This window comes from Bacteroidota bacterium, from assembly GCA_018266835.1.
In the GTDB taxonomy this organism is placed as follows: domain Bacteria; phylum Bacteroidota; class Ignavibacteria; order Tepidaquicellales; family Tepidaquicellaceae; genus JAFDZO01.
The window spans coordinates 212281-234245 of sequence record JAFDZP010000003.1; the positions used below are offsets into that span (position 1 = coordinate 212281).

Sequence of the window (21965 nt, forward strand, 5' to 3'; positions counted from 1 at the left end):
TTTCTGATAAAAAATGTATAAAGCGCTGATATTCGATTTAGGTAACGTTGTATTCAATGTTGACTTCAGTTTAATTTATAAACACTGGTCAGAGTTATCAGGCATCTCCTTTTCTAAAATAAAAAAATATTTTGAAAACGATAAGCATTTTGATATGCTTGAACGTGGTGATATTTCTGCAGAAGAATACAGAAACATCACTCAGAAAAATTTAGGAATGAACTTATCCGATAAAGACTTTGATGAAGGTCTTACTGCATTATATTTAAATGAATGTGATGATATAAATTCTCTTTTAAAAGAGCTGAAGAAAAATTATAGGATAATTGCTCTATCCAATACGAATATAATTCATAAAAGAGTCTGGCGTAAAAAATATAAAGATACTATGGACCAGTTTGAAAAGATATTTTCCTCCCATGAAATAAATACGAGAAAGCCGGAGTTGAAACCATACTTAATTGCTCTGGCTTATTTAAAAATGAAGCCTGAAGAAGTAATTTTTTTAGATGATAAGGAAGAAAATATCGAGCCGGCTAAACAGCTAGGTATGAAAACCATCACTGTTAAATCACCGGCTCAAATGAAAAATGAATTGAGAATTGAGTTAAATCAAATAATGAAAATTTAAGACTATTTTATTTTAAAAGCACCATCTTTTTGGTTGAGACAAAACTGCTGCCTGAAGTACCCTGCGCAGTAAGTTTATAATAATAAATTCCGCTTGGATAATTAGCGGCGTCGAATCTCACTCCATACTCCCCTGCATCTTTGTTTTCATTTAAAATTACTCCAACTTGTTTTCCTTCCAGATTAAATACTTCCAGTCTGATATAAGATTTTTCTTTAAGGTTAAACTGAATATATGTGACAGGATTAAATGGATTCGGATAATTTTGTTTTAATAAATATTCCGAAGGTAAATTTGTCTCATACGGCTCTGCACTTACAGTGTTATCAACAAGTTTATACACTTTGCTGTCACCCGTACAAAGCACATAAATATTTTTATTTTTATCCATTCCGAATGACGCAATATTTGCAGCCGCAGTAGTGAGCAATTGAGTAGTTGTCGGATTTATGCCATCATAGGTAAGCGCCCAGACTTTTTTGCTGCTCCAGTCTCCATAAATATATTTTCCTTTCAAGTTAGGCAGCGAGTTTCCATAGCTTACATATCCGCCGTTGATTGATAGTCCGTCGCTGTGCGGATATTCGAAAATCGGTTTTACAAGTCCGTTAGTATCGCAGTTAGTTGCGGGATTAAAGCAATGATTACCTTCCATAATTCTCCATCCGTAATTCTTTCCTTTGTTCACAATGTCAATTTCCTCATAAGAACCCTGCCCTACATCGGCGCACCACATTCTTCCGGTGGAATCAAAATTAAATTTCCAGGGATTGCGGAATCCCCATGCATAAATTTCTTTTCGCTGAGTTCCGGTGCTATCCACAAAAGGATTATCAGGCGGAATAGAATAATTTAGTCCTCCCGAAGGAACGTCAACATTTATTCTTAAAATTTTTCCGAGAAGAAGAGCCAGGTTCTGCGCATTGTTCGGCGGATCATTCTGTCCCGTGCCCATTCCCCATGCAATATACAGATAGTTATCTCTTCCGAATGCAATCTTGCCGCCGAAATGCGATGATGCTGACATTGTATTTGTCAAAACGATAAACTCAGATGACTTTAATGCAGAATCAGGATTTGTCGGGCTTACCTGATAGCGCGCAATAATTTCAGTTGTATTGCTGCTTGCGGGATTGTAGTAAACATAAAAATAACCGTTGCTTGCATAGTTCGGATGAAATGCCAGTCCTAGAAGCCCCGGCTCCAGAGTTGAAGGATATACTTTATCAGATATATCCAGAAATGTTTTTCCCGGAGTTGAAGGTGAAGACGGATAAACAACTTTTATTACGCCTCGCTGCCCCACTATAAAGAGCCTGTCCGTACCGTCAGTCGGGATTGCTGCTTCAAGCGGGTTTACAAAAGATGTAGAACTAAAAACATTTTGCAGCGTATACTGCGAATAACTTAGAGAGAAAGTAAGAAAGAAGATTACGGGTGTAATCAGTAATAACTTTTTCATTTTGGAAGGATTTTTAGTTATGTTTACAAAATAATATTTTTCTATTAAATTTAAACTATGGAAAATACCACAGAAATTACTCAGGAAGTTCCGACAAGCGATGAAAGACTGCTTGCAATGTTCTCACATTTTTCAATATTTCTGGGAGGAATAATTCTCCCGATAATAATGTATTTTGTGAAGAAGGATAAATCGAAATTTGTAGCCTTCCATGCGCTGCAGTCAATCTTTTTTCACCTCATGTATCTGATTATCATTTTTGCTTTAGTATTCTTTTTAATTATAGTAATGCTATTAACAGGAGTATTTTCAATCCACCACTCACACGACTTGAATCATTCCGGTGCCGGATTTTTCATGGGGATGATAATGTTTTATATGGGTATAGGTGCAAGCGCAATACTTGCAATATCATACGGGATTTATATGGGAATAAAAGCTAATGAAGGCGGAATGAAAAAATATTTTCTTGTAGGCGAATGGGCTTATAGAAAAGTCTATGGAAGATGATTTACTCAGTATTGGGTAATGAGTAACTTTCTATTCGGGATAAAATTAACGATAAAAATTTAATCGTAAAAAAAGAAGGGGTCTTAAAGACCCCTTTTTGTTTTTATACTTTATTTTTAAAATTAACTATTCACTAGCATCTTTAGAAAGATTTATAACTGCACTCTGAATTCCTATCGGAACTCCCATCAGCTGACCTGTCTGTACAATCGTACCAAGTATCAAACTCTGCTGAACAGTAGTTGTTTTCTTGTATTGTACTATCCACAAGTCAGCAGGAAATCCTGTAAGATTTGTAATGTATGCCGGCAGATTTAGTGTTCCTGCAGCCGGAATCAAAAACATATTTCGTGACTGATTTGTACCGCTTGATAAAAATACGCTTCCGTTCATGTGACTGGTATCGGGAACGAAGCTTGAGTTAAATTTTATGATCGGATTTGTAGAGTTTGCTAAATTCAAAGAAACATCACTATTGATTAAAACAGATGACGGCGTTGTTATTCCTACATTAGCTGATGTTACTACACTTAATGCTCCCGAAACAATATTTCTTGCAGTTGTATCCTGTATAAGATTTATAAGTTGGTTCGGATTGAAGAATGCGGTAAGCTCAATGCAGTCATTTGCAGTTATCAACGGATTCGGAGTATAAATTCTCAGTGAAGTATCGGAAGGCACTCTGTAAACATAAAGCCATGCGCTTATAGTATCGGGGTTAGCTAATGAATTCAGGACTGAAAGCGATGTTTTACCGTTTGCATTAACGTTTCTTCCCATTATCAGGACAAGCTTTGTGCTCGCGCCGTATTTTCTTGTTGCCTGAGCATTAGCGCTGTCTAATCTATCTGTGGCTTTTACTTCTACAGTTGTAACAGTGTTAATTATATTTTCAACAGTGTTATTGCATGAAGAAAGAGTTAAAACAAAAAACGAGAACAGAGAAAGGCAAATTGCATAAAAGGTCTTGGATTTTAATAACATGTCATTTGTTAATTTATAAAAAATATTACTTATTTGTTTCAACTCACAATTTAAGTGAAAGGTTTCGTATTTGGGAGGAAGAAAGGAATGAATTTATGTCAAGAAGAATTTTATATTTTCTACCTATTAGTACTAACAGGAAACATTTTCTTTTTTTTGTATAATAATCTACTTAAATTAGGCAATGAGTTTGTGAAAGATTATTTTTCTGAATCCAGACTGAGATTAGCTCAGAATGTGACAATAATGTTACTTTATTGGATCCCGAATCAAGTGCTGGATGACAATTTGATACTCTTATTTTGCAGGAATCCGTCAAAAATCCGTCAATTCAAATCAAATAAAATTTTGGGTATTGTAAAAACAACATCGAGAGTGAAAATTCAGCAGAGGTTGCTAAACAGATTGGATGACTCAAAAGGGTACCCCGTCTTCACACGAATGACATGCCGAGTGTTTTACATTCCGAAGCTGGAGCGTCGGAGCGAGAGGCATGTATATAAATGAAAAAAGGGACTCAATTTGCATTGAATCCCTTTCGTAGTAGCGGGAACAGGACTTGAATTCGCCGCGGCGAATTATGAGCCCGACAGTAACTTTTGCAATTCATCTCTTCCTTTACCTGTTTTATAATATTTTTCTTTTTTCATTGCTTCAGTTCGGCTTGAAAATTCTTCAAAATGAACCAATTTCCAATTTGTGCCTCGTTTTGTATAAAAGGATTTACCAGAATTGTGCTGAATTAATCTTTGCTCGAGGCTTGAAGTTTGGCCAGTATAAATATAGCCTTCTTCACTCTTGATATGGTATAAGAAAAACTTCATAGAAAACTTCTATAAATGAAAAACGGGTCTATTGACCCGTTTTTGCTTTTTGTAGCGGGAACAGGACTTGAACCTGTGACCTTCGGGTTATGAGCCCGACGAGCTACCAACTGCTCCATCCCGCGATGTATTTACAATATAGTCATTTTTTATGAGACCTTCAATGGCGATTTTCAGCTAATTTTTGATATAAAAAACAATAGCTCACTTCATTACTGAAGTAAGCTATCGTTTGTGTTATAATAGTGAAATTTTGTTTTTATTTTACCAGTACCATTCGTTTTGTATCAGTAAATGTATTGGTTTTGATACGATAGAAATAAACTCCGCTTGTTAACCCTGAACCGTTAAAAACGTATTCATAAATTCCCGGAGTTTGATTTGTTTTCACAACTTCCTGAACATTTTGACCTAACATATTGAATACGGTAATTTTGACATCACTCTGGTCCGGCAAATCGTATCTGATGGTTGTATTCGGATTAAATGGGTTCGGGTAATTCTGATATACTTTGTATGTTGCAGGAACTCCGTTATTAGGAAGGGGATCCCATGAATCTTTAAGTGCGCGGTAACTGACCTGCCCGTCCGGTAAAGTCATTTCAAACACTTTTTCACCATTGGGATCTACTTCAGTAACAGAAGGACTTCCCATCCCCCATCCGATTATTGTGTTTCCGTTAGGCAGGCGTTCAGCGTATCCCATTGCAAATCCAAATATTCCTTGTGAATACTGCCAAACTAAAGTAGCTATTTTTGTAGTTTCGTTAATTTTGTATTCAACTGCTCTTGATAAAGGTACCTGTTCATGAATAGGAACTATAGTTGACGGGTAATTACCGTTGTCAAATAAAGTTATATTTCCGTTTGGAAGCTCCCGGACTGCATGTTGGTGAGAAAAAGTAACAGTTTCGTTTTCAAATCTGAACTGATTGCGAATCCCGCCTAATCTCCAGATTATACTACCGGTGTTTCTGTTAATTTTTGTAACTTCATCTAAGTGTCTTGATGAAATTAATATATTGCCATCTTTGCACATCTCGATAGAATTTCCATGTACGCAATCTATAACCGGCAGTGTAAAATTCTCATGGGTTGCATCAAGAATATTGAAGTGGTCCCAGCTTCTCCACTGAAAGATTACATTTTTATTTTCATCCAGTTCCTGTATAACAAGTCCAATAACAATTGCATTGGGATCTCCCCGCGGAGTTAATTCAGCCATATTAACTCTTTGCGGGTCATAGCTCATTAAAAGAGAATGACCATTGGGGTAAACTCTTAAATCATGCAGGTCAGTTGAATAACCATTTCCGCAGGCAAAGCTATCTATAATTTGATAATAGGTATTCATTTCATAAAACTTTAAAGCTTTACCTGAAAAATAAGTTAAATTTCCATTCGGTTGTTTTTTAAAATCATATGCTGCTGTATCCAGCTTTTTGTAAAATACCGGAGAGCCTGAATTATCCAGAATCATTAAATAATATCCAGTGTTCATTGGTGCCAGAGAAAAGTTACTTATAAATACATACCCCGGGCCGGGATTAACAGATTTATTTACATTCACTACAGGAAAGTCGGACGGCAAATCAATAGATTTTTTATTTATGAAAGGAGCAGAGGTTTTAAATTTAAAATTATCATTACCCGAAAATTCATTTTCAAATACATTAACTGACGCAGGGAGAATATTTTCTTTCTCAGTTTCAAAATAATAGTTTATTACTTCGGAATAATCGGATTTGGTTTTTATAGAATTAATTTTTACTTCAACCTTTTCATCAAACTGAAAATTTGTTACAGGGCTAAAAATTATTGTTGTACCGTCAGTTCCAAGAGTTACATTACATTCATGTAATCCGGATTTACTTCCTGTTACTTGTATTAAATCCTTCTTCAGATAACTTTTATCCGGTAGAGAATTTAACCTGAGTATTATTGAAGACGAAACTTTTACATATTTTGAATTTGGAACGGGTGAAAGAAACTGAACATCTGATTTAGCCAGAATAACTTGTGAAAAGACAAAGAAAATGAATACTAGTAATTTTGTTCTCATAAAGGTGAATACTTTTTAAATTTCCTACTATGGGGCAATAGATTTAGACAAGTGAAACCTGAGAAGGTTTAATGGAAGTTTTTCGCTAAAATCTCACTGAGTCTAAATATAGAATTATAAGGAAATTAATTCAATGCTAATTACATATGTATTATTCACTTAATTTATACGATATGTTATGAGTTATATAACAGGCACTAATTGGCACAAGTATTTGTTGAGATTATTTAATGTAAATGAAATATATTAGTGTAACCCCGTAACTCAAATCAAATCTTAAAATGGACACAAACAGATTATCATCCAAAATTTCCGAAGCACTCAATAATCAAATGACTAAAGAAGCGCACGCAGCTCAAATTTATTTATCATATGCTGCCTGGGCTGATAGTAACGGATATGGAGGAATAGCAAACTTTCTTTTCAGGCATGCCAACGAAGAGAGAAATCATATGATGAAAATTCTTGAATATATCTTAAAAAGAGGCGCAAAAGTTAAAGTAACTGCAATCCCTGAACCGGGTGATGAACCCAAAAGCGTAAATGACTGCTTCGAAAAAGTATTCAAACAGGAAGTAAGCAATACTGAGTCGATTTATAAAGTAGTTGAAATGAGCTTTGAAGAAAAAGACTGGGCAACCTGGAATTTTATGCAATGGTTTGTAAAAGAACAGACAGAAGAAGAAACACTTGCCTTGGAATTACTGGATAAGATTAAAATCGCAGGCGGTGATAAAGCTCCTAATGAAGCGCTTTACACACTGGATAAGGATTTATCAACTGAGCCGGATGATGCAACTTTAGCGCAGGATGTTACTGTTGAAAATCCGTAAAACTTAATAAGCTTTTTACAGGGAGGAAGATTTTAAATTTCCTCCCCTTTATCTAAATTCTGTCATTTCCAAAACATGTCTCATCGTAAACTTTTGACTTTACAAACATTTTGACATTAAAGTCCCTTCCTTTTTAAATTGAATGTCTTGGCTATAAAAATTATTTTGCATAATTACACAAATCTTAAATTACTTTAATAATATAATGAAAATTATTGTTGGCGTATCACTGGTGCCGGATAGCACGACTAAAGTGAAAATTGGCGCAGATAAAAAATCAATTGATGAAGCAGGTGTGAGCTATATTTTAAATCCTTATGATGAATTTGCAGTTGAAGAAGCCCTTCAATTGAAAGAAAAAAACGGCGGAGAAGTTATTGCAATCTCCTACGGAACAGATAAAGCAAAAGAAGCTATCAAAAAAGCTTTCCAGATGGGCGCTGAAAAAGGCGTTCTTATAAAATCGGCAACAGCAGATTTTGATACCTACACTGCTGCAAAAAATCTTGCAGACTATATAAAAGGGCAAAGTCCTGATTTAGTATTATTCGGAAAAACATCTATCGACTTCGACGGACTTTCAGTTCCTGCCATGGTTGCAGAAATGATAGAATACCCATGCATAAACGTCGTTGTAAAATTAGATATAAACGGAAACGAAATTACAGCTGAAAGAGAAATTGAAGGCGGTAAAGAAATAGTTGTATCAAATCTTCCTGCAGTTATAGGTACTCAAAAAGGAATTAACAATCCAAGATATCCCAATTTAAAAAGTATTATGGCTTCAAAATCGAAACCGGTTGAAGAGGTCACACCAACTTATAACGGAAATAAATACGAAGTAACTGAAATGAAGCTGCCACCTGCAAAATCAGCAGGAAAGATATTTACAAACGGCGCTGCAGATGTACCTGAACTTGTGAAATTATTAAGAGAAGAAGCAAAAGTAATTTGATTAACTGATTTAAACAATTTTTAATTTTAAAAAAGAAAATTTTATATGTCAAATAGAATATTAGCCTTCGTAGAATCCAAAGACGGAAAATTCAAAAACTCTGCATTTGAAGTTGTAAGCGAAGCAAAAAAAATATCAGGTGAACTCGGATGTGAATTTGAAGTATTAACAATCGGCTCAGGTATAGATGCAGAAGCAGAAAACTTGGGAAGCTATGGAGCGTCTAAAGTGTTAGTTGTTGATTTGAACGATTTAAATTCAAAGAGCAAATTCCCTGGAACTCAATACTCACACTCAGCATTTGCAAAAGTTGTTGCTGAAACAGCTTCTCAAAAAGGAGCAAATATAATTTTAATATCAGGTACAGGATTAGGAAAAGAAATCGCGCCAAGAGTTGCAATTAAAACCGACTCTGCATTCTGTCAGGACTGCGTTGCTTTACATATTGACGGCGGAAACATAATCGCTACAAAACCTGTTTACGCAGGTAAGAGTATGATTGATATGAAATTCAACGGCGATAAGATATTAATAACATTAAGACCAAATGTATTCAAACCTGTTAAATCAGGCGATGCAAAAGCTGCAATTGAAAAAGTTGATGTCGGTTCTTTAAACTTAACTGATAAAGATTTCAGTTCAGCGGTGAAAGAAGTTGTAGTAAGCAGCGAAAAACTTGACGTTGCCGAAGCCGATATTATTGTATCAGGCGGACGTGGACTAAGAGGACCTGAGAATTTCCATTTAGTTGAAACACTTGCTGGAGTTCTTGGCGCTGCAACAGGCGCATCAAGAGCAGTTGTTGATGCAGGATGGAGAGGCCACGGAGAACAGGTCGGGCAGACAGGAAAGACAGTTTCACCAAGTCTTTATATTGCAGTCGGTATCAGCGGCGCTATTCAGCACTTAGCAGGTATGTCTTCATCGAAGACAATCGTTGCAATCAATAAAGATAAAGATGCTCCGATATTTCAGATTGCTGATTATGGAATGGTTGGGGATGCATTTGAAATAGTCCCTGCTTTAACGGATGAATTTAAAAAGGTTTTAGGTAGTTAAATTATAAAGGTTCAGATAAGTTCTATTTTATATTTAATTGCCACGCGTTTTAACGCGTGGATTGGAATTGAAGTTGCAGTGTTGCCCTTTAGGGCAACTATGGTTTGGCTAAAGCCTGAGAAATAAATAAGAATTTTGTCCACGGCTTAAAAGCCGTGGCAATTGTAATAGTACAAAAATTTAGAAAGGAAAAAAATTTTACTGTATTAATTTACTGTTTTCTGAAAGGAAACTTTTTTAAATTAGAGCAGTAGAATAAAATAAATAACTATGGATAACGATTCAGATTTCTTACAAGTGGATATTTTCGGTTTATCACTGACCCCTTACAAGAGCGGCGGCGGCTTTGCCATCATTCTGAAAGAGACAGGCGGCGACAGAAGATTACCTATTATTATCGGTCAGTTCGAAGCCCAGGCTATAGCATTAGAGCTTGAAGGCAAAAAGCAACAAAGACCTCTCACACATGACTTATTAAAAGAAGTAATTGAAAATTTCGGTTACGCAGTTTCTTCGGTTTACATAAGCGAGCTGAAAGACTCAACTTTCTTTGCAAAGATAAAATTCGATTCAATGAGCGTTGAAGAGCTTGACGCAAGACCTTCAGATGCAATTGCAATCGCACTTAAATTTGCAGCGCCTATTTATGTTGCTTCATCTATAATGGATGAAGTGGGCTTCACACCTGAATTCGAAGACCAGATAACTCCTAAAGATGAAGATTATGAAGGCGGAGAAGAAGGCGAAGGTGAAATTGACGATGAAAATGAAGAAGGCAGAATGTTAAAAGAAGATGAAAGCAAAACACTGACGGCAAAAGACAGAAAGTTAAAGCAATTAAAAAGCGAACTTGACGAAGCTGTAACACAGGAAGATTATGAAAAAGCAGCTCAGTTAAGAGATGCTATTCAGAAACTGGAAATATCTAACAATTAAACAAAACTAAAAAATTAAATTGAAATCAAAACTCTTATTATTAGCAGTTTTAATATTAACTCTCAGTAATTTTTCATACGGACAGAATTATTTAAGCAATTTAAAGCTGAACGAAAATAAATCCAAATTAAATCCGCCTGTAACTCCTGCACCTGTTTCATTAGGTGTTCATTTAGGGGTAGCTTCAATTGAAGGCGAAGCTGGATTTAATGTCGGCGCACTTGCTGAAATCGGATACGGAAAATTTTCATTCACTCCGCAAATGAATTACTGGAAATTAAAAAATACAAATAATTTTGAAATTGCCGGATTGGGAAGAATTAAACTTGCGCCGGTTGGAGCAGGCTCGCCAATAAATCCTTATTTAGACGGCGGACTTTCAGTTAATTTTTACAACGATGCAACTCAAAGCAACAATACAAGATTAGGTATAGTTTTAGGCGGCGGTGTTGAGTCGAACATGCTTTCAGCAGGATTTTCTGTTTATGGAGATATAAAATATAAATTGATTATCATTAAAGAATCGAATGCTTCAGGAGTTGTTGTTAATGTCGGTATAAAATTTCCAATGTAATAAAAAACGTTTTTTGAATATTCACAGCGTAAAGGTTAATTCTTTTACGCTGTTTTTGTTTTATAAAGAATTATAATAAAAATCTATTTGAAGAATTTAGTAATTGATATCGGTAACTCAAGCATAAAATATGCAGTGAGTATCAACGGAAAGCCTGGCAAATCTTCATTTGAAGACTATGATAAGAAAAATTTTCTGAAGAAACTTGGTACGCTTTTATCTTTCAGTGTTCAATATAATTCAGTAGCAATATCCTGCGCTAATACAGAACATTATACATACATTAAGAACAGATTCAGGAAAGAGGAAAACATTTTTTTGATAAGCAGAGATTCAAAGCTTCCTATAAAAGTTGATTACGCTAAAACTCTGGGGACTGATAGAATATGCGGAGCATTAGGCGCAGTAAAAAAGTATCCAAAGTTCAAGAATTTTTTAGTAATAGATTTCGGGACTGCAACCACGTATAATTTAGTCATAAATAAAACTTATATTGGCGGGTTAATAACTCCAGGAATCAAGACTGCTTTAAAATCACTTATTCAGAACACTTCCCTCCCCGAACCTGATTTGAAATATAAAAAGAAATTATATTATAAGAATACACTCGACAACATCAGTAACGGAGTTGTACTTCAGAGTTTATTTTTTACAGAGAGAATTATTACCGAGTACAAAAAGCAGTTCAAAAATCTTTTTGTGATAGCAACAGGCGGCAATTCAAATTTAATTTTTCCTTATACAACGCTGATAAACAAAAGAGAACAAGACTTAAATCTTGAAGGATTAAATTATTTTCTGGAACATAACAACCGATGAAAATAATAAACGAAGAAATATTAATAGATACAAACGGTAACTGCGATATTATAAATATAACTCCGCAGGTTCAGGATGTATTATTCAAAAGTAAAATCAGTAAAGGAAATGTAACTGTCTTTTCCATCGGCTCAACTGCTTCGATAACTACCTTGGAATTTGAACCGGGTTTATTAAAAGATATTCCTAAAATTCTTGAAAAGCTCATTCCGACTTATCAGAAATATCATCACAACGATACATGGGGCGACCATAACGGACACGCTCATATTCGCTCGGCAATATTCGGTACATCATTCAACGTTCCGTTTGTTAATAATCAGATGGTGCTGGGTACATGGCAGCAGATAGTTTTAATTGATTTTGATGACAGGAAAAGAACACGGCGCGTTTTCATTCAAATAATCGGACAATAATTTGCCCCGTTATTATTATTATATAGCACTCGGTTTAATTTTCGTTCTTGCACTTTCTCTCCGCTTATATAAAATCGAGCAAAAGAATATGTGGTTCGATGAAGTTTATTCATGGAATCTTTCGCTTGATACTCCAAAAGATATAATTGCAACGGCTTCAGGTGATATACATCCTCCCCTGTTCTATATAACATTAAAAGGATGGACAAATATTTTTTCCGATTCAGTTTTCTCAATGAGAATGCTCAGCACATTGTTAAGTATGCTGAGTATGTTTTTTCTTTTTAAGATTTGCAAAGAGATAAAAATTACCGAGAAAAGAATTTTACTGATTTTAATTTTGTACGCAGTCTCGCCTCTGAATATTTATTATTCGCAGGAAGTGAGGATGCAAAGTCTAAATTTATTTCTTACAATCAGCTCTACTTTTTTCTTTATAAGATTTCTTAACAGCAGAAAAAATGTTTACGGATTTTTCTGGTCAATATGTGCCGCTCTCTCTTTATATACTCACTATTTTGCTCTTCTGATTTTATTCTCGCAGTTTGTAATTCTGGTTATAAAATATTTACAAAAAGAAATTGATTTAAAATTCAGCGGCGTTGCTTTCTTGTTTGGGTTCATTCCTCTTACACTTTTTTCACCTTGGGTGCCGACATTTTTAAAGCAGTCTACGCAAGGCCAGCCATGGAGAGTTGGTCAATCTTTGATGCAGGTCCTTGAGAATTATGTTATTTTCTTCAAAGAAATATTCTTCAGCAATTACTGGAATTACGAAAACAGCGGAGTAATAATCGGAGCAACTGTAGTCTCAATAATTTTAATTTTATTTATACTAATATCCTCAGTTATATATTTTAAAAAATCCGATAAGAAAAAGCTTCCGATAATTTTACTTTTCTTTATTCCGAGTATAATAGCAATTTTTGTTTCATTCAGACAAAGCATAATTTTTTCAAGATACCTGAGCATTATACTTCCCTACTTATTAATACTATGTGTATTTTTTATATTCAGAATTCATAAAAAATATATTAGCTATCCGCTAATAATAATTTTAATCGGTATTTCTGCTTACGGTTTAACAATAAACTACAGCAACGATTACAAAAATAATGATTACAGGAAAATAGAATCATACATTGAAAAAAATCTCAAAACTGATGACAAAATTATTGTAGACCCTCATTATCTGGGTTGGGTAATAAGGTATGATAATACACATCAAAAGACTTCACTGCCTGTACCACACGTTCTCGGATGGAGTTTACAAATGCAGATTGATTCTATTGCAAAACGAACCGATTTCAATAATGTATGGTTAGTATTGGATTACGCTTCCATGGAAAAGAATGATTACGATTCTCTCAATACAAAAATGAATTTAAAGGGTTTTAAAGCAGATACAACTAAAGAAAAAACATTTTACATCTATCCAAACAAAGTAAAAACGTCTTACTTTTACAAATAATTATTCATTTATTCTTACCTACTATTTAGTTATTTTGCATAAATTTACTTCACAATATTCTTAATGGTAAAACCAATAATTTTCGGGATAATTTTTTTATCCGCAGTTGGATTTTTTCTTTTCTCTATCAATAGATTTTTATCCTATTTAAAAATCGCAAAGTTTGAGAACCGCTTCAACGAAGTTGGAACGCGTCTTAAAAATGTTTTTGTGTTTGCATTTCTGCAGACAAAATTATTGAGAGATAAATTCGCAGGTATTTTACACCTTTGCATCTACTGGGGCTTTGTAATTTTATTGTTGGTTGTACTGGAATCCATTGTTGAAGGATTCTTTCCTAACTTCTCATTTTCATTCTTAGGAAAACCTGTTTACTCTGTTATAACTGTTACTCAGGATTTCTTCGGCGCACTTGTTTTCTTCACGGTTTTATTTTCATTATTCAGAAGATATGTCGGTACTCCGAAAAGATTGCAGGTAGAAGCATCTTCAAAAGCAGATGCTACTCTTATTCTTTTCCTTATCGTGATGGTTATGGTTACAATGTTCGGACAGAATGTTGAACGTATTGCATTAGGACACTCAGAAGGTTACAGACCTATATCAGATTTTTTATATAATTTATTTAAACCCGAAGGTTCAACAGTTGCTTATGAAGCTTACTGGTGGGGACATATTGCAGTAGTTCTCGGATTCATGAACTACCTGCCTTACTCAAAACATTTTCACGTTTTATCATCAGTGCCAAATACTTTCTTCTCCAATTTTGATATTGAGCCAAAAGGAATTTTGAAACCTATCAATTTTGAAGATGAAAGCATTACTCAATGGGGCGCAAAAGATATAAAAGATTTAACATGGAAAGAAGTATTTGACGGTTATACTTGTACAGAATGCGGAAGATGTACTTCAGTCTGCCCTGCTAATACTACGGGTAAGCTTTTGAATCCTAAACTGATTGTTACAAAGATAAGAAAAAGAACTACTGAGTTAGGTCCTGTTGTTACTTCAGGCGTTACTGAAAGTCCCGTGCTAGAACATCCTTTAGTACCGGATTTCATCACTCCTCAGGAACTCTGGGCATGCACAACTTGTATGGCATGCGTTCAGGAATGTCCCGTAATGATTGACCATGTTACATCAATTGTTGATATGAGAAGAAATCTTGTAATGATGGAATCTGATTTCCCTGATGAATTAAATACAGTATTCAGAAATTTAGAGAATAATGAATCGCCATGGGCATTTGGCGCTAACGAAAGAAACGATTGGATTGATGAGCTTAGTGATGAGATGGAAAAGGAAGGGAAACCGAATTCATTAAAGAAATTATCTTCACTTGGCAGCGCAGATGACGTTGATGTTGTATTCTGGAGCGGATGTATGGGAGCATTTGATAAACGCTACCGCAATGCTACAAAATCATTTGCTCAGATAATGAATGAAGCAGGTGTAAAATACGGAGTTCTCGGAAGCGAAGAAAAATGTACAGGTGACCCTGCAAGAAGACTTGGTAACGAATATTTATTCTCAACTTTTGCCCAGCAAAATGCAGAGACTTTAAAAAGATATAACGTTAAGAAAGTTGTAACAGCTTGTCCGCACTGTATGCATTCACTGAAGAATGAATATACACAGTTCGGAGTAGATCTTGATGTAAAGCATCACACTGAATTTATTTCCGAGCTGATAACAGAAGGAAAGATAAAACCTAAAACTCAGCCCACAGAAACTGTCACATATCACGACTCTTGCTACTTAGGAAGATACAACGATATTTACGATGCTCCGAGAAAAACACTTGATAATATTCCGGGACTTAACATTGTTGAAATGGATAAGAACAGAGATAAGGGAATGTGCTGCGGAGCAGGAGGCGGAAGAATGTTTCTTGAAGAACATGAGGGTAAACGTGTTAACATCGAAAGAACTGAGCAGGCTTTAAGCACAGGCGCAACAACAATTGCAGCTGCATGCCCGTTCTGTATGACTATGATGACCGATGGTATTAAAGAAAAAGGTAAAACTGATGAAGTTAAAATAAAAGATATTTCAGAAATAGTACTGGAAAGCTTAAAATAAAAAATAACAATATAAAAACTAATTAAGGAGAATTAATTAAATGTCATACTTTTTCACGTCGGAATCTGTAAGTGAAGGTCATCCGGATAAAATATGCGACCAGATATCAGATGCAGTATTAGACGACATACTAAAACACGATCCGAATGCAAGAGTTGCTTGCGAAACTTATGCTGCAACAGGCTTAGTACTTGTTGGCGGTGAAATCACAACTACACATTACGTAGATATACAGAAAATTGTACGTGAAGTTGTAAAAGAGATCGGATACACAAAAGGTGAGTACAGATTCGATTACCATTCAGTAAACGTAATGTCTGCAATAAACAAACAGTCCCCTGATATTGCAATGGGTGTTGATACAGGCGGCGCAGGTGACCAGGGAATGATGTTCGGCTATGCAACTAACGAAACGAAAGAGTTTATGCCGATGACATTGGTTTACTCTCATAAGCTTGTAAAAAAATTAGCTGATATAAGAAAGAAACAGCCGAAGTTGATGCCTTACTTAAGACCTGATGCAAAATCACAGGTAACAGTTGAGTATGATAACTCAGGAAAGCCGCTAAGAATAGATGCAGTTGTAATTTCAACTCAGCATGATGAAAATGTTTCACAGGCAAGAATAAAATCTGACATAATGAAACATGTCATTAAAAAAATAATTCCTGCAAAGTTAATTGATAAGAATACAAAGTACTTTATAAATCCTACAGGTAAATTTGTTATCGGCGGACCGCACGGAGATACAGGATTAACAGGTAGAAAAATTATTGTTGATACTTACGGAGGTAAAGCACCTCACGGCGGCGGCGCATTCTCAGGAAAAGATCCATCCAAGGTTGACAGAAGCGCAGCATATGCAGCAAGACATCTTGCAAAAAATATTGTTGCGGCAGGACTTGCAACTGAATGTATGATTCAGCTTTCTTATGCAATCGGTGTTGCAAAACCTGTTTCTATTTATATCAATACTTACGGCACAGGAAAAATTGACGATGATAAGCTATCGAAATTAATCAATAAGCATATTGACTTAACTCCGAGAGGAATAGTTGAAAGATTAAAACTGAAAAGACCAATATACAAAGCAACTGCTGCCTATGGTCACTTCGGAAGAGATGAAAAGGAATTTACATGGGAAAAGCTTGATTTAGTTTCCACGCTGAAAAAAATAACAAAGTAATTTTTTTTATAAAAAGCCCGATGCACTATCGGGCTTTTTTATTTACACTCATATTTTAATTATAGAATGAAAGATTTCTTCTATGGTTTTTTCTACCCCTTCAAATCCATAGCATTTTTTTTCAAGCACCCCAAAGTTATTTTATTATCAATTATACCTACGATAATAAATTTCTCAATCTATGCCCTGATTTTTTATTTTACTTTTAAAAAAGTTACGAACTCATCATTTGTTGCAGACGGGCAATCTGAAACTGCTGCCGGTCAGGTGATTGAAATAATTTATAATTATTTAGTTTATGTCATTTCATTTTTAGTAATTTTAATAGTGAGCTATCTGGCATATGTGATAATTGGAGGAATAATATCTGCGCCTTTTAATGAAACGATTTCTCAATATGTGGAAGAAACTGTGACAAGAGTAAAGTGTCCCTACGTTCCGTTCTTAAAAGATACATGGCTTAGTATTAAAGGCGAAATTCTGAAATTATTATTTTATTTTTGTGTGATAATACCATTGTTCTTTGTGAATTATATTCCGGTTGCGGGAACGATTATTTCAACTATTTTAGGTCTGCTTTTTTCTTTCTTTTATAACTCACTGGATTTTTTCGATTACCCGATGCAAAGAAAAATGTTTACACTTAGACAAAAAATAAAGGAGACAAATTCAGGTTTTATGTTCACATACGGATTCGGTTCTATGGCTTTTTTGATGATGTTCCTTCCATTTATAAATTCTTTATTAAAACCTTTGTTAGTTGTGGCAGGTACTAAACTTTATCTTGAGAAAATAAATAACAATGTTCTACTAAAGAAATGAACGAGAATACTTTCTATGAGCTGACTCCGATGCAGGTACTAAACGGATATATTAACGGGATTTTCCCTATGGGAAATAAAGACGGAAGCATAAACTGGTTTGAAGCAAATCCCAGAGCAATTCTCCCTCTTGATAAACCATTAAACATAAACCGTTCTTTGAAACAGGTAATAAATAAAAACACTTTTGAAGTAAGGATTAATGAAAATTTTTCCAAAGTAATTCATGAATGCGCAAACAGAGATACAACATGGATTAATAAGTTAATAATTGATGCTTACACTCAACTGCATGTAATGGGATACGCGCATAGTGTTGAATCATATTTCGAAGAAGAGCTTGTGGGCGGATTGTATGGAGTTGCAATCAATGGTTCATTTTTCGGCGAATCAATGTTTCATCATAAATCATATGCATCAAAAGTCGCAGTTGTGAAGATGTATGAAATACTTACTAAGAATAATTTTTTATTATTGGATATACAAATGCTGACTGATGTATTTGAATCATTCGGCGCAGTTCACATAACTAAAAATAAATATCTAAAAAAGTTAGAAGAAGCATTACAGGTAAAATGTAGTTTTAAATTATAAAGCTTATTTATTGTAAAATGAATTATCCCGAAGTAAATTTAGAAACAGCAAAAGGATTAGGACTTACAGAAGAAGAATACAACAAGATTTTGGAAATACTCGGACGAACTCCAAGCTATACTGAGCTTGGCATTTTTTCCGTAATGTGGAGCGAACACTGCTCATATAAAAACTCTATCCTTCAGTTGAAAACTCTTCCCCGAAGTGGCGGAAGGTTACTTGTCAGCGCAGGTGAAGAAAATGCAGGATTAGTTGATATAGGCGACGGACTTGCAGTCGCATTCAAAATTGAATCACATAATCATCCTTCTGCAGTCGAACCTCATCAGGGGGCAGCAACCGGAGTTGGAGGAATACTAAGAGATATTTTTACAATGGGAGCAAGACCAATTGCTGCTTTAAACTCTCTTCGCTTCGGAAAAATAAATTCAGATGATAAAAACATAAACGACCGTTCAAAATTTTTATTTTCAAACGTAGTCGGCGGAATAGCTCACTATGGAAATTGTTTCGGAGTGCCGACTGTTTCAGGTGAAGTTTACTTTGAGGAATGTTATCAGGATAATCCATTGGTAAATGCAATGGCAGTCGGAATCGTCAAGCATAACCAGACTGCAACTGCAATGGCAAGCGGAGTCGGTAATCCTGTTTTCATAGTTGGCTCATCAACAGGCAAGGATGGTATTCATGGAGCAACATTTGCCTCAGAAGAAATTTCAGAAGAGTCAGAATCGAAGAGACCAAATGTTCAGGTTGGAGACCCGTTCACAGAAAAACTTTTGCTAGAAGCAACGTTAGAATTAATTCAGTCAGGAGCTGTTGCAGGCATTCAAGACATGGGAGCAGCCGGAATAACTTGTTCAACAAGTGAAATGAGCGCGAAAGGCAACTGCGGAATGAAAATAAATCTGGACTTAGTCCCACTGAGAGATTCCGATATGAGCGGATATGAGATTATGCTTTCTGAATCACAAGAAAGAATGTTAGTTGTTGTTCATAAGGGTCAGGAAGAAACTGCGAGAAGAATTTTTAATAAGTGGGACCTGAACTGTGTAGCCATAGGAGAAATAATAGAAGAACCAAATGTAAAAATTTATCATAAAGGAAATCTTGAAGCAGATGTCCCTGCAGAGCCCTTAGTTCTCGGCGGCGGAGCGCCCGTTTATAAACGGGAAACAAAAGAACCTTCTTACTTTAAAGAGACAAGGAATTTTGATTTCAATTCTTTACCTGAGCCTAAAGATTACAATGAAGTTTTATTAAAATTACTTTCCTCTCCTAATATCACAAATAAAAACTGGGTTTACACACAGTATGATACTCAGGTTAGAACAAATACAATGCTCTTACCGGGAGGAGATGCTTCAGTCATCAGAATAAAAGAAACAAAAAAAGCGCTTGCAATGAAAGTTGATTGCAACGGAAGATATGTTTATCTGAATCCTTACAAAGGCGGACTAACGGCAGTGTGTGAATCTGCCCGCAACGTTGCCTGCACGGGAGCAACTCCGCTTGCAATTACGAACTGCCTTAACTTCGGTAATCCTTACAACTCTGAAGTTTATTATCAGTTTACTGAGGCAATCCGCGGAATGGGAGATGCGTGCAAACTGCTCGAAACTCCCGTAACCGGAGGCAATGTAAGTTTTTATAATCAGTCAAAAGATTATGCCGTCTTCCCTACTCCTTCAATTGGGATGATTGGATTGCTTGAAGATTATGAAAAAATGGTAACAAGTAATTTTAAAGATGAAGGAGATTTGATTATTCTCTTAGGAAATAATTCCAACAATGCGATTGATGGAAGTGAATACCTGAACACAATTCATAATCTTATTAAAGGCGATGCGCCGTATGTAAATTTAGATGAAGAGAAAAAACTAATTGATACTCTTATAGAAGCAGCAGATAAAAAGATTTTAAAATCAGCCCATGATATTTCTGACGGCGGACTTGCAGTTGCGTTGGCAGAGTGCTGCATTATAGATAGAAATAATCCTAAAGGATGTAAGATTCGTTTTGACTACAAAGATAGAAAAGATTTTACTTTATTTAGCGAGTCACAAGGCAGAGTAATTGTCTCAATTGATAAAAACAATTTAGACAGTTTAAGTTCACTTTGTAAACACCACGATTTAAACTATATTGTAATAGGTGAAACGACTTTAGATGATTTTGTGTTGAACCAGGAAGTAAGACTAACCCCAGAAGTGCTATCTAATGCGTATTTTGATACATTAGAAAAAATTATGTTGTAATTTAAAAGACCTAATGAGGGTATTTCTACAAAAATTTATTTTTTCCATTCTTTTATTTTTCGTCTCCGGCAGTCTTTGGAGCCAGCCTTCATTTCAATCGAATACGTTTAAGAGTGATAAATTTTATTTTAACTTATCCAAAGACTCTGTTGATACAGAGCCGATGGATACAAATTTTACTCTTTCCAAAAAAGGTTTTAACCCTACTATTCCCGCGGCACTCGGTGTTGCAGGATTCTTTTATCTGTTTAATCCCATTGTATTATTAGAAGACGATAAAATTGCACTTGGTGTAACAAAGGAAGTTTCGCTTGGCTTCGGAGAATTCGGTGAGAACAGATTATCATTTGAGTACTCTTATATATTCCGAGAGTCAGGAAGCAGTCAGTTCAGATTGGGATTCAAAAGAGATTTGATTATGTCAGATATACTTCCCTCTCATCAGCTTCAGGCGACTACTGCATTGGCTGTGGGCGCGAGTTCATTTTATGACCTGGAAGGATGGGGAGTTTCTCCCGAAGTCGCATTCGGATTTTCACTGCGCAATGATAAGCTTTTAATATTTCCACATGTAAAAGGAAGATATACATACACGTTTAATAGTCAGAAATCTAATATAATAGATTTTTCATTCGGGCTTATGATTGGATTTGCAAATCCTTTTAACGATTTAAAAATAAGAAGACATTGGTAAATTTTAAAATAATATTAAATAATTTTTGATAAAGTTTCCGAAAAATATAACTAACTTTTTTATAGCTACATGGGATTTATGGAATTTCGCGAAGAAGTTTTTCATAGCACTTTTCAGAAGGCCTGTAGAAGTGCAGGAAACAATCAAACAATGCTTTGCAATCGGATATAAATCACTTCCGCTTGTCAGCATAACGGGATTTATTATCGGACTTACTCTTGCATTACAGATAATTCCAACGCTTGATAAATTCGGCGCAGTATCATTGATACCTCAGATGCTTTCTATTGCAATCGTCAGAGAAATTGGTCCAGTTATAATAGGATTAATATGCGCAGGTAAAATGGGTTCCGGAATCGGAGCTGAGCTTGGCTCAATGAAGGTAACAGAGCAGATTGATGCAATGGAAGTTTCAGCAGTAAATCCGTTCAAGTTTCTGGTTGTTACAAGAGTTATGGCAGCAGTTATCACTGTTCCGATATTAGTTATTTATGCTGATGCACTTGGCTTATTCGGTGGATATTTAGCGATGAGCGTGAATGCAGATATGACTTTGAAATTATTTTTCTCAACAGTGTTTGAAACTTTAACATTTGAAGACGTTCTACCCGCAACAATAAAAACTTTCTTCTTCGGTTTTGGAATAGGTCTGGTCGGTTCATATAAAGGATTTAATTGCTCACGAGGAACTGAAAGTGTTGGTATAGCAGCAAACAGTTCAGTTGTGCTTGCATCGCTTTTAGTAATTTTAATGGATTTAATAGCAGTACAAATTTCTTCAATATTATTTTAAA

21 protein-coding genes and 1 tRNA gene are annotated in these 21965 nt (G+C 35.2%); 17 read left to right on the forward strand and 5 right to left on the reverse strand.

Features of this window, described 5'->3' with window-relative positions:
• Positions 1-13 precede the first annotated feature (13 nt).
• Positions 14-631, forward strand: a complete 618-nt coding sequence (locus tag JST55_10330) for an HAD family phosphatase (GenBank protein ID MBS1493901.1) — start codon at positions 14-16, stop codon at positions 629-631.
• A gap of 7 nt (positions 632-638) precedes the next feature.
• Here the strand turns inward: JST55_10330 and JST55_10335 are convergent, their stop codons facing one another.
• Positions 639-2093 carry a PQQ-dependent sugar dehydrogenase gene (locus JST55_10335; protein ID MBS1493902.1) on the reverse strand — a complete coding sequence of 485 codons (1455 nt, stop codon included), beginning with the start codon at positions 2091-2093 and terminating at the stop codon, positions 639-641.
• Between the two features lie 57 nt (positions 2094-2150).
• Here JST55_10335 and JST55_10340 point away from each other — a divergent pair, with 57 nt between their 5' ends.
• Positions 2151-2603 carry a DUF4870 domain-containing protein gene (locus JST55_10340; protein ID MBS1493903.1) on the forward strand — a complete coding sequence of 151 codons (453 nt, stop codon included), beginning with the start codon at positions 2151-2153 and terminating at the stop codon, positions 2601-2603.
• Positions 2604-2729: 126 nt separating this feature from the next.
• Here JST55_10340 and JST55_10345 read toward each other — a convergent pair whose 3' ends face one another.
• From JST55_10345 to JST55_10360, 4 genes are all read right to left on the reverse strand, one after another.
• Complete coding sequence (locus JST55_10345; GenBank protein ID MBS1493904.1) at positions 2730-3587, reverse strand: hypothetical protein; 858 nt, start codon at positions 3585-3587, stop codon at positions 2730-2732.
• Between the two features lie 578 nt (positions 3588-4165).
• On the reverse strand, positions 4166-4411 hold the full coding sequence (locus JST55_10350; GenBank protein MBS1493905.1) for a GIY-YIG nuclease family protein: 246 nt from the start codon (positions 4409-4411) through the stop codon (positions 4166-4168).
• Positions 4412-4463: 52 nt separating this feature from the next.
• A tRNA-Met gene (locus tag JST55_10355) sits at positions 4464-4536 on the reverse strand.
• Positions 4537-4670: 134 nt separating this feature from the next.
• The gene (locus tag JST55_10360) at positions 4671-6473 is read right to left on the reverse strand and encodes an aryl-sulfate sulfotransferase (GenBank protein ID MBS1493906.1); all 1803 of its coding nucleotides are present in this window, start codon (positions 6471-6473) and stop codon (positions 4671-4673) included.
• Between the two features lie 281 nt (positions 6474-6754).
• Between JST55_10360 and JST55_10365 the strand changes: the two genes are divergently transcribed.
• The 15 genes from JST55_10365 to JST55_10435 all read left to right on the forward strand — a co-directional run bounded on the left by JST55_10365 (position 6755) and on the right by JST55_10435 (position 21964).
• Positions 6755-7306 carry a ferritin gene (locus JST55_10365; GenBank protein ID MBS1493907.1) on the forward strand — a complete coding sequence of 184 codons (552 nt, stop codon included), beginning with the start codon at positions 6755-6757 and terminating at the stop codon, positions 7304-7306.
• A gap of 205 nt (positions 7307-7511) precedes the next feature.
• Entirely contained in the window at positions 7512-8261 is a 750-nt protein-coding gene (locus JST55_10370; GenBank protein ID MBS1493908.1) for an electron transfer flavoprotein subunit beta/FixA family protein, read from the forward strand.
• Between the two features lie 45 nt (positions 8262-8306).
• Positions 8307-9320: an electron transfer flavoprotein subunit alpha/FixB family protein gene (locus JST55_10375; GenBank protein MBS1493909.1), complete on the forward strand. Its 1014-nt coding sequence runs from the start codon at positions 8307-8309 to the stop codon at positions 9318-9320.
• 270 nt (positions 9321-9590) lie between these two features.
• On the forward strand, positions 9591-10256 hold the full coding sequence (locus JST55_10380; GenBank protein MBS1493910.1) for a bifunctional nuclease family protein: 666 nt from the start codon (positions 9591-9593) through the stop codon (positions 10254-10256).
• A gap of 19 nt (positions 10257-10275) precedes the next feature.
• The gene (locus tag JST55_10385; protein MBS1493911.1) at positions 10276-10830 is read left to right on the forward strand and encodes a hypothetical protein; all 555 of its coding nucleotides are present in this window, start codon (positions 10276-10278) and stop codon (positions 10828-10830) included.
• Between the two features lie 87 nt (positions 10831-10917).
• The gene (locus tag JST55_10390; protein ID MBS1493912.1) at positions 10918-11649 is read left to right on the forward strand and encodes a type III pantothenate kinase; all 732 of its coding nucleotides are present in this window, start codon (positions 10918-10920) and stop codon (positions 11647-11649) included.
• Positions 11646-12065, forward strand: coding sequence for a YjbQ family protein (locus JST55_10395; GenBank protein MBS1493913.1), 420 nt, complete (start codon positions 11646-11648; stop codon positions 12063-12065). Before JST55_10390 ends, JST55_10395 begins: the two co-directional genes overlap by 4 nt.
• Position 12066: 1 nt before the next feature.
• On the forward strand, positions 12067-13536 hold the full coding sequence (locus JST55_10400; protein ID MBS1493914.1) for a glycosyltransferase family 39 protein: 1470 nt from the start codon (positions 12067-12069) through the stop codon (positions 13534-13536).
• A 63-nt stretch (positions 13537-13599) separates the two neighbouring features.
• The gene (locus JST55_10405) at positions 13600-15618 is read left to right on the forward strand and encodes a (Fe-S)-binding protein (protein MBS1493915.1); all 2019 of its coding nucleotides are present in this window, start codon (positions 13600-13602) and stop codon (positions 15616-15618) included.
• Positions 15619-15658: 40 nt separating this feature from the next.
• A complete protein-coding gene (locus JST55_10410; GenBank protein MBS1493916.1) occupies positions 15659-16804 on the forward strand; it encodes a methionine adenosyltransferase in 1146 nt (381 codons plus the stop codon).
• A gap of 66 nt (positions 16805-16870) precedes the next feature.
• Positions 16871-17626 (forward strand): EI24 domain-containing protein, encoded by a 756-nt coding sequence (locus JST55_10415; GenBank protein ID MBS1493917.1) that lies wholly within the window; start codon positions 16871-16873, stop codon positions 17624-17626.
• A complete protein-coding gene (locus JST55_10420; protein ID MBS1493918.1) occupies positions 17623-18219 on the forward strand; it encodes a leucyl/phenylalanyl-tRNA--protein transferase in 597 nt (198 codons plus the stop codon). Before JST55_10415 ends, JST55_10420 begins: the two co-directional genes overlap by 4 nt.
• A gap of 17 nt (positions 18220-18236) precedes the next feature.
• Positions 18237-20477 (forward strand): phosphoribosylformylglycinamidine synthase subunit PurL, encoded by a 2241-nt coding sequence (purL, locus tag JST55_10425; GenBank protein ID MBS1493919.1) that lies wholly within the window; start codon positions 18237-18239, stop codon positions 20475-20477.
• 13 nt (positions 20478-20490) lie between these two features.
• A complete protein-coding gene (locus JST55_10430; protein ID MBS1493920.1) occupies positions 20491-21171 on the forward strand; it encodes a hypothetical protein in 681 nt (226 codons plus the stop codon).
• Between the two features lie 46 nt (positions 21172-21217).
• A complete protein-coding gene (locus JST55_10435) occupies positions 21218-21964 on the forward strand; it encodes an ABC transporter permease (GenBank protein ID MBS1493921.1) in 747 nt (248 codons plus the stop codon).
• The last annotated feature ends 1 nt before the right edge of the window (position 21965 follow it).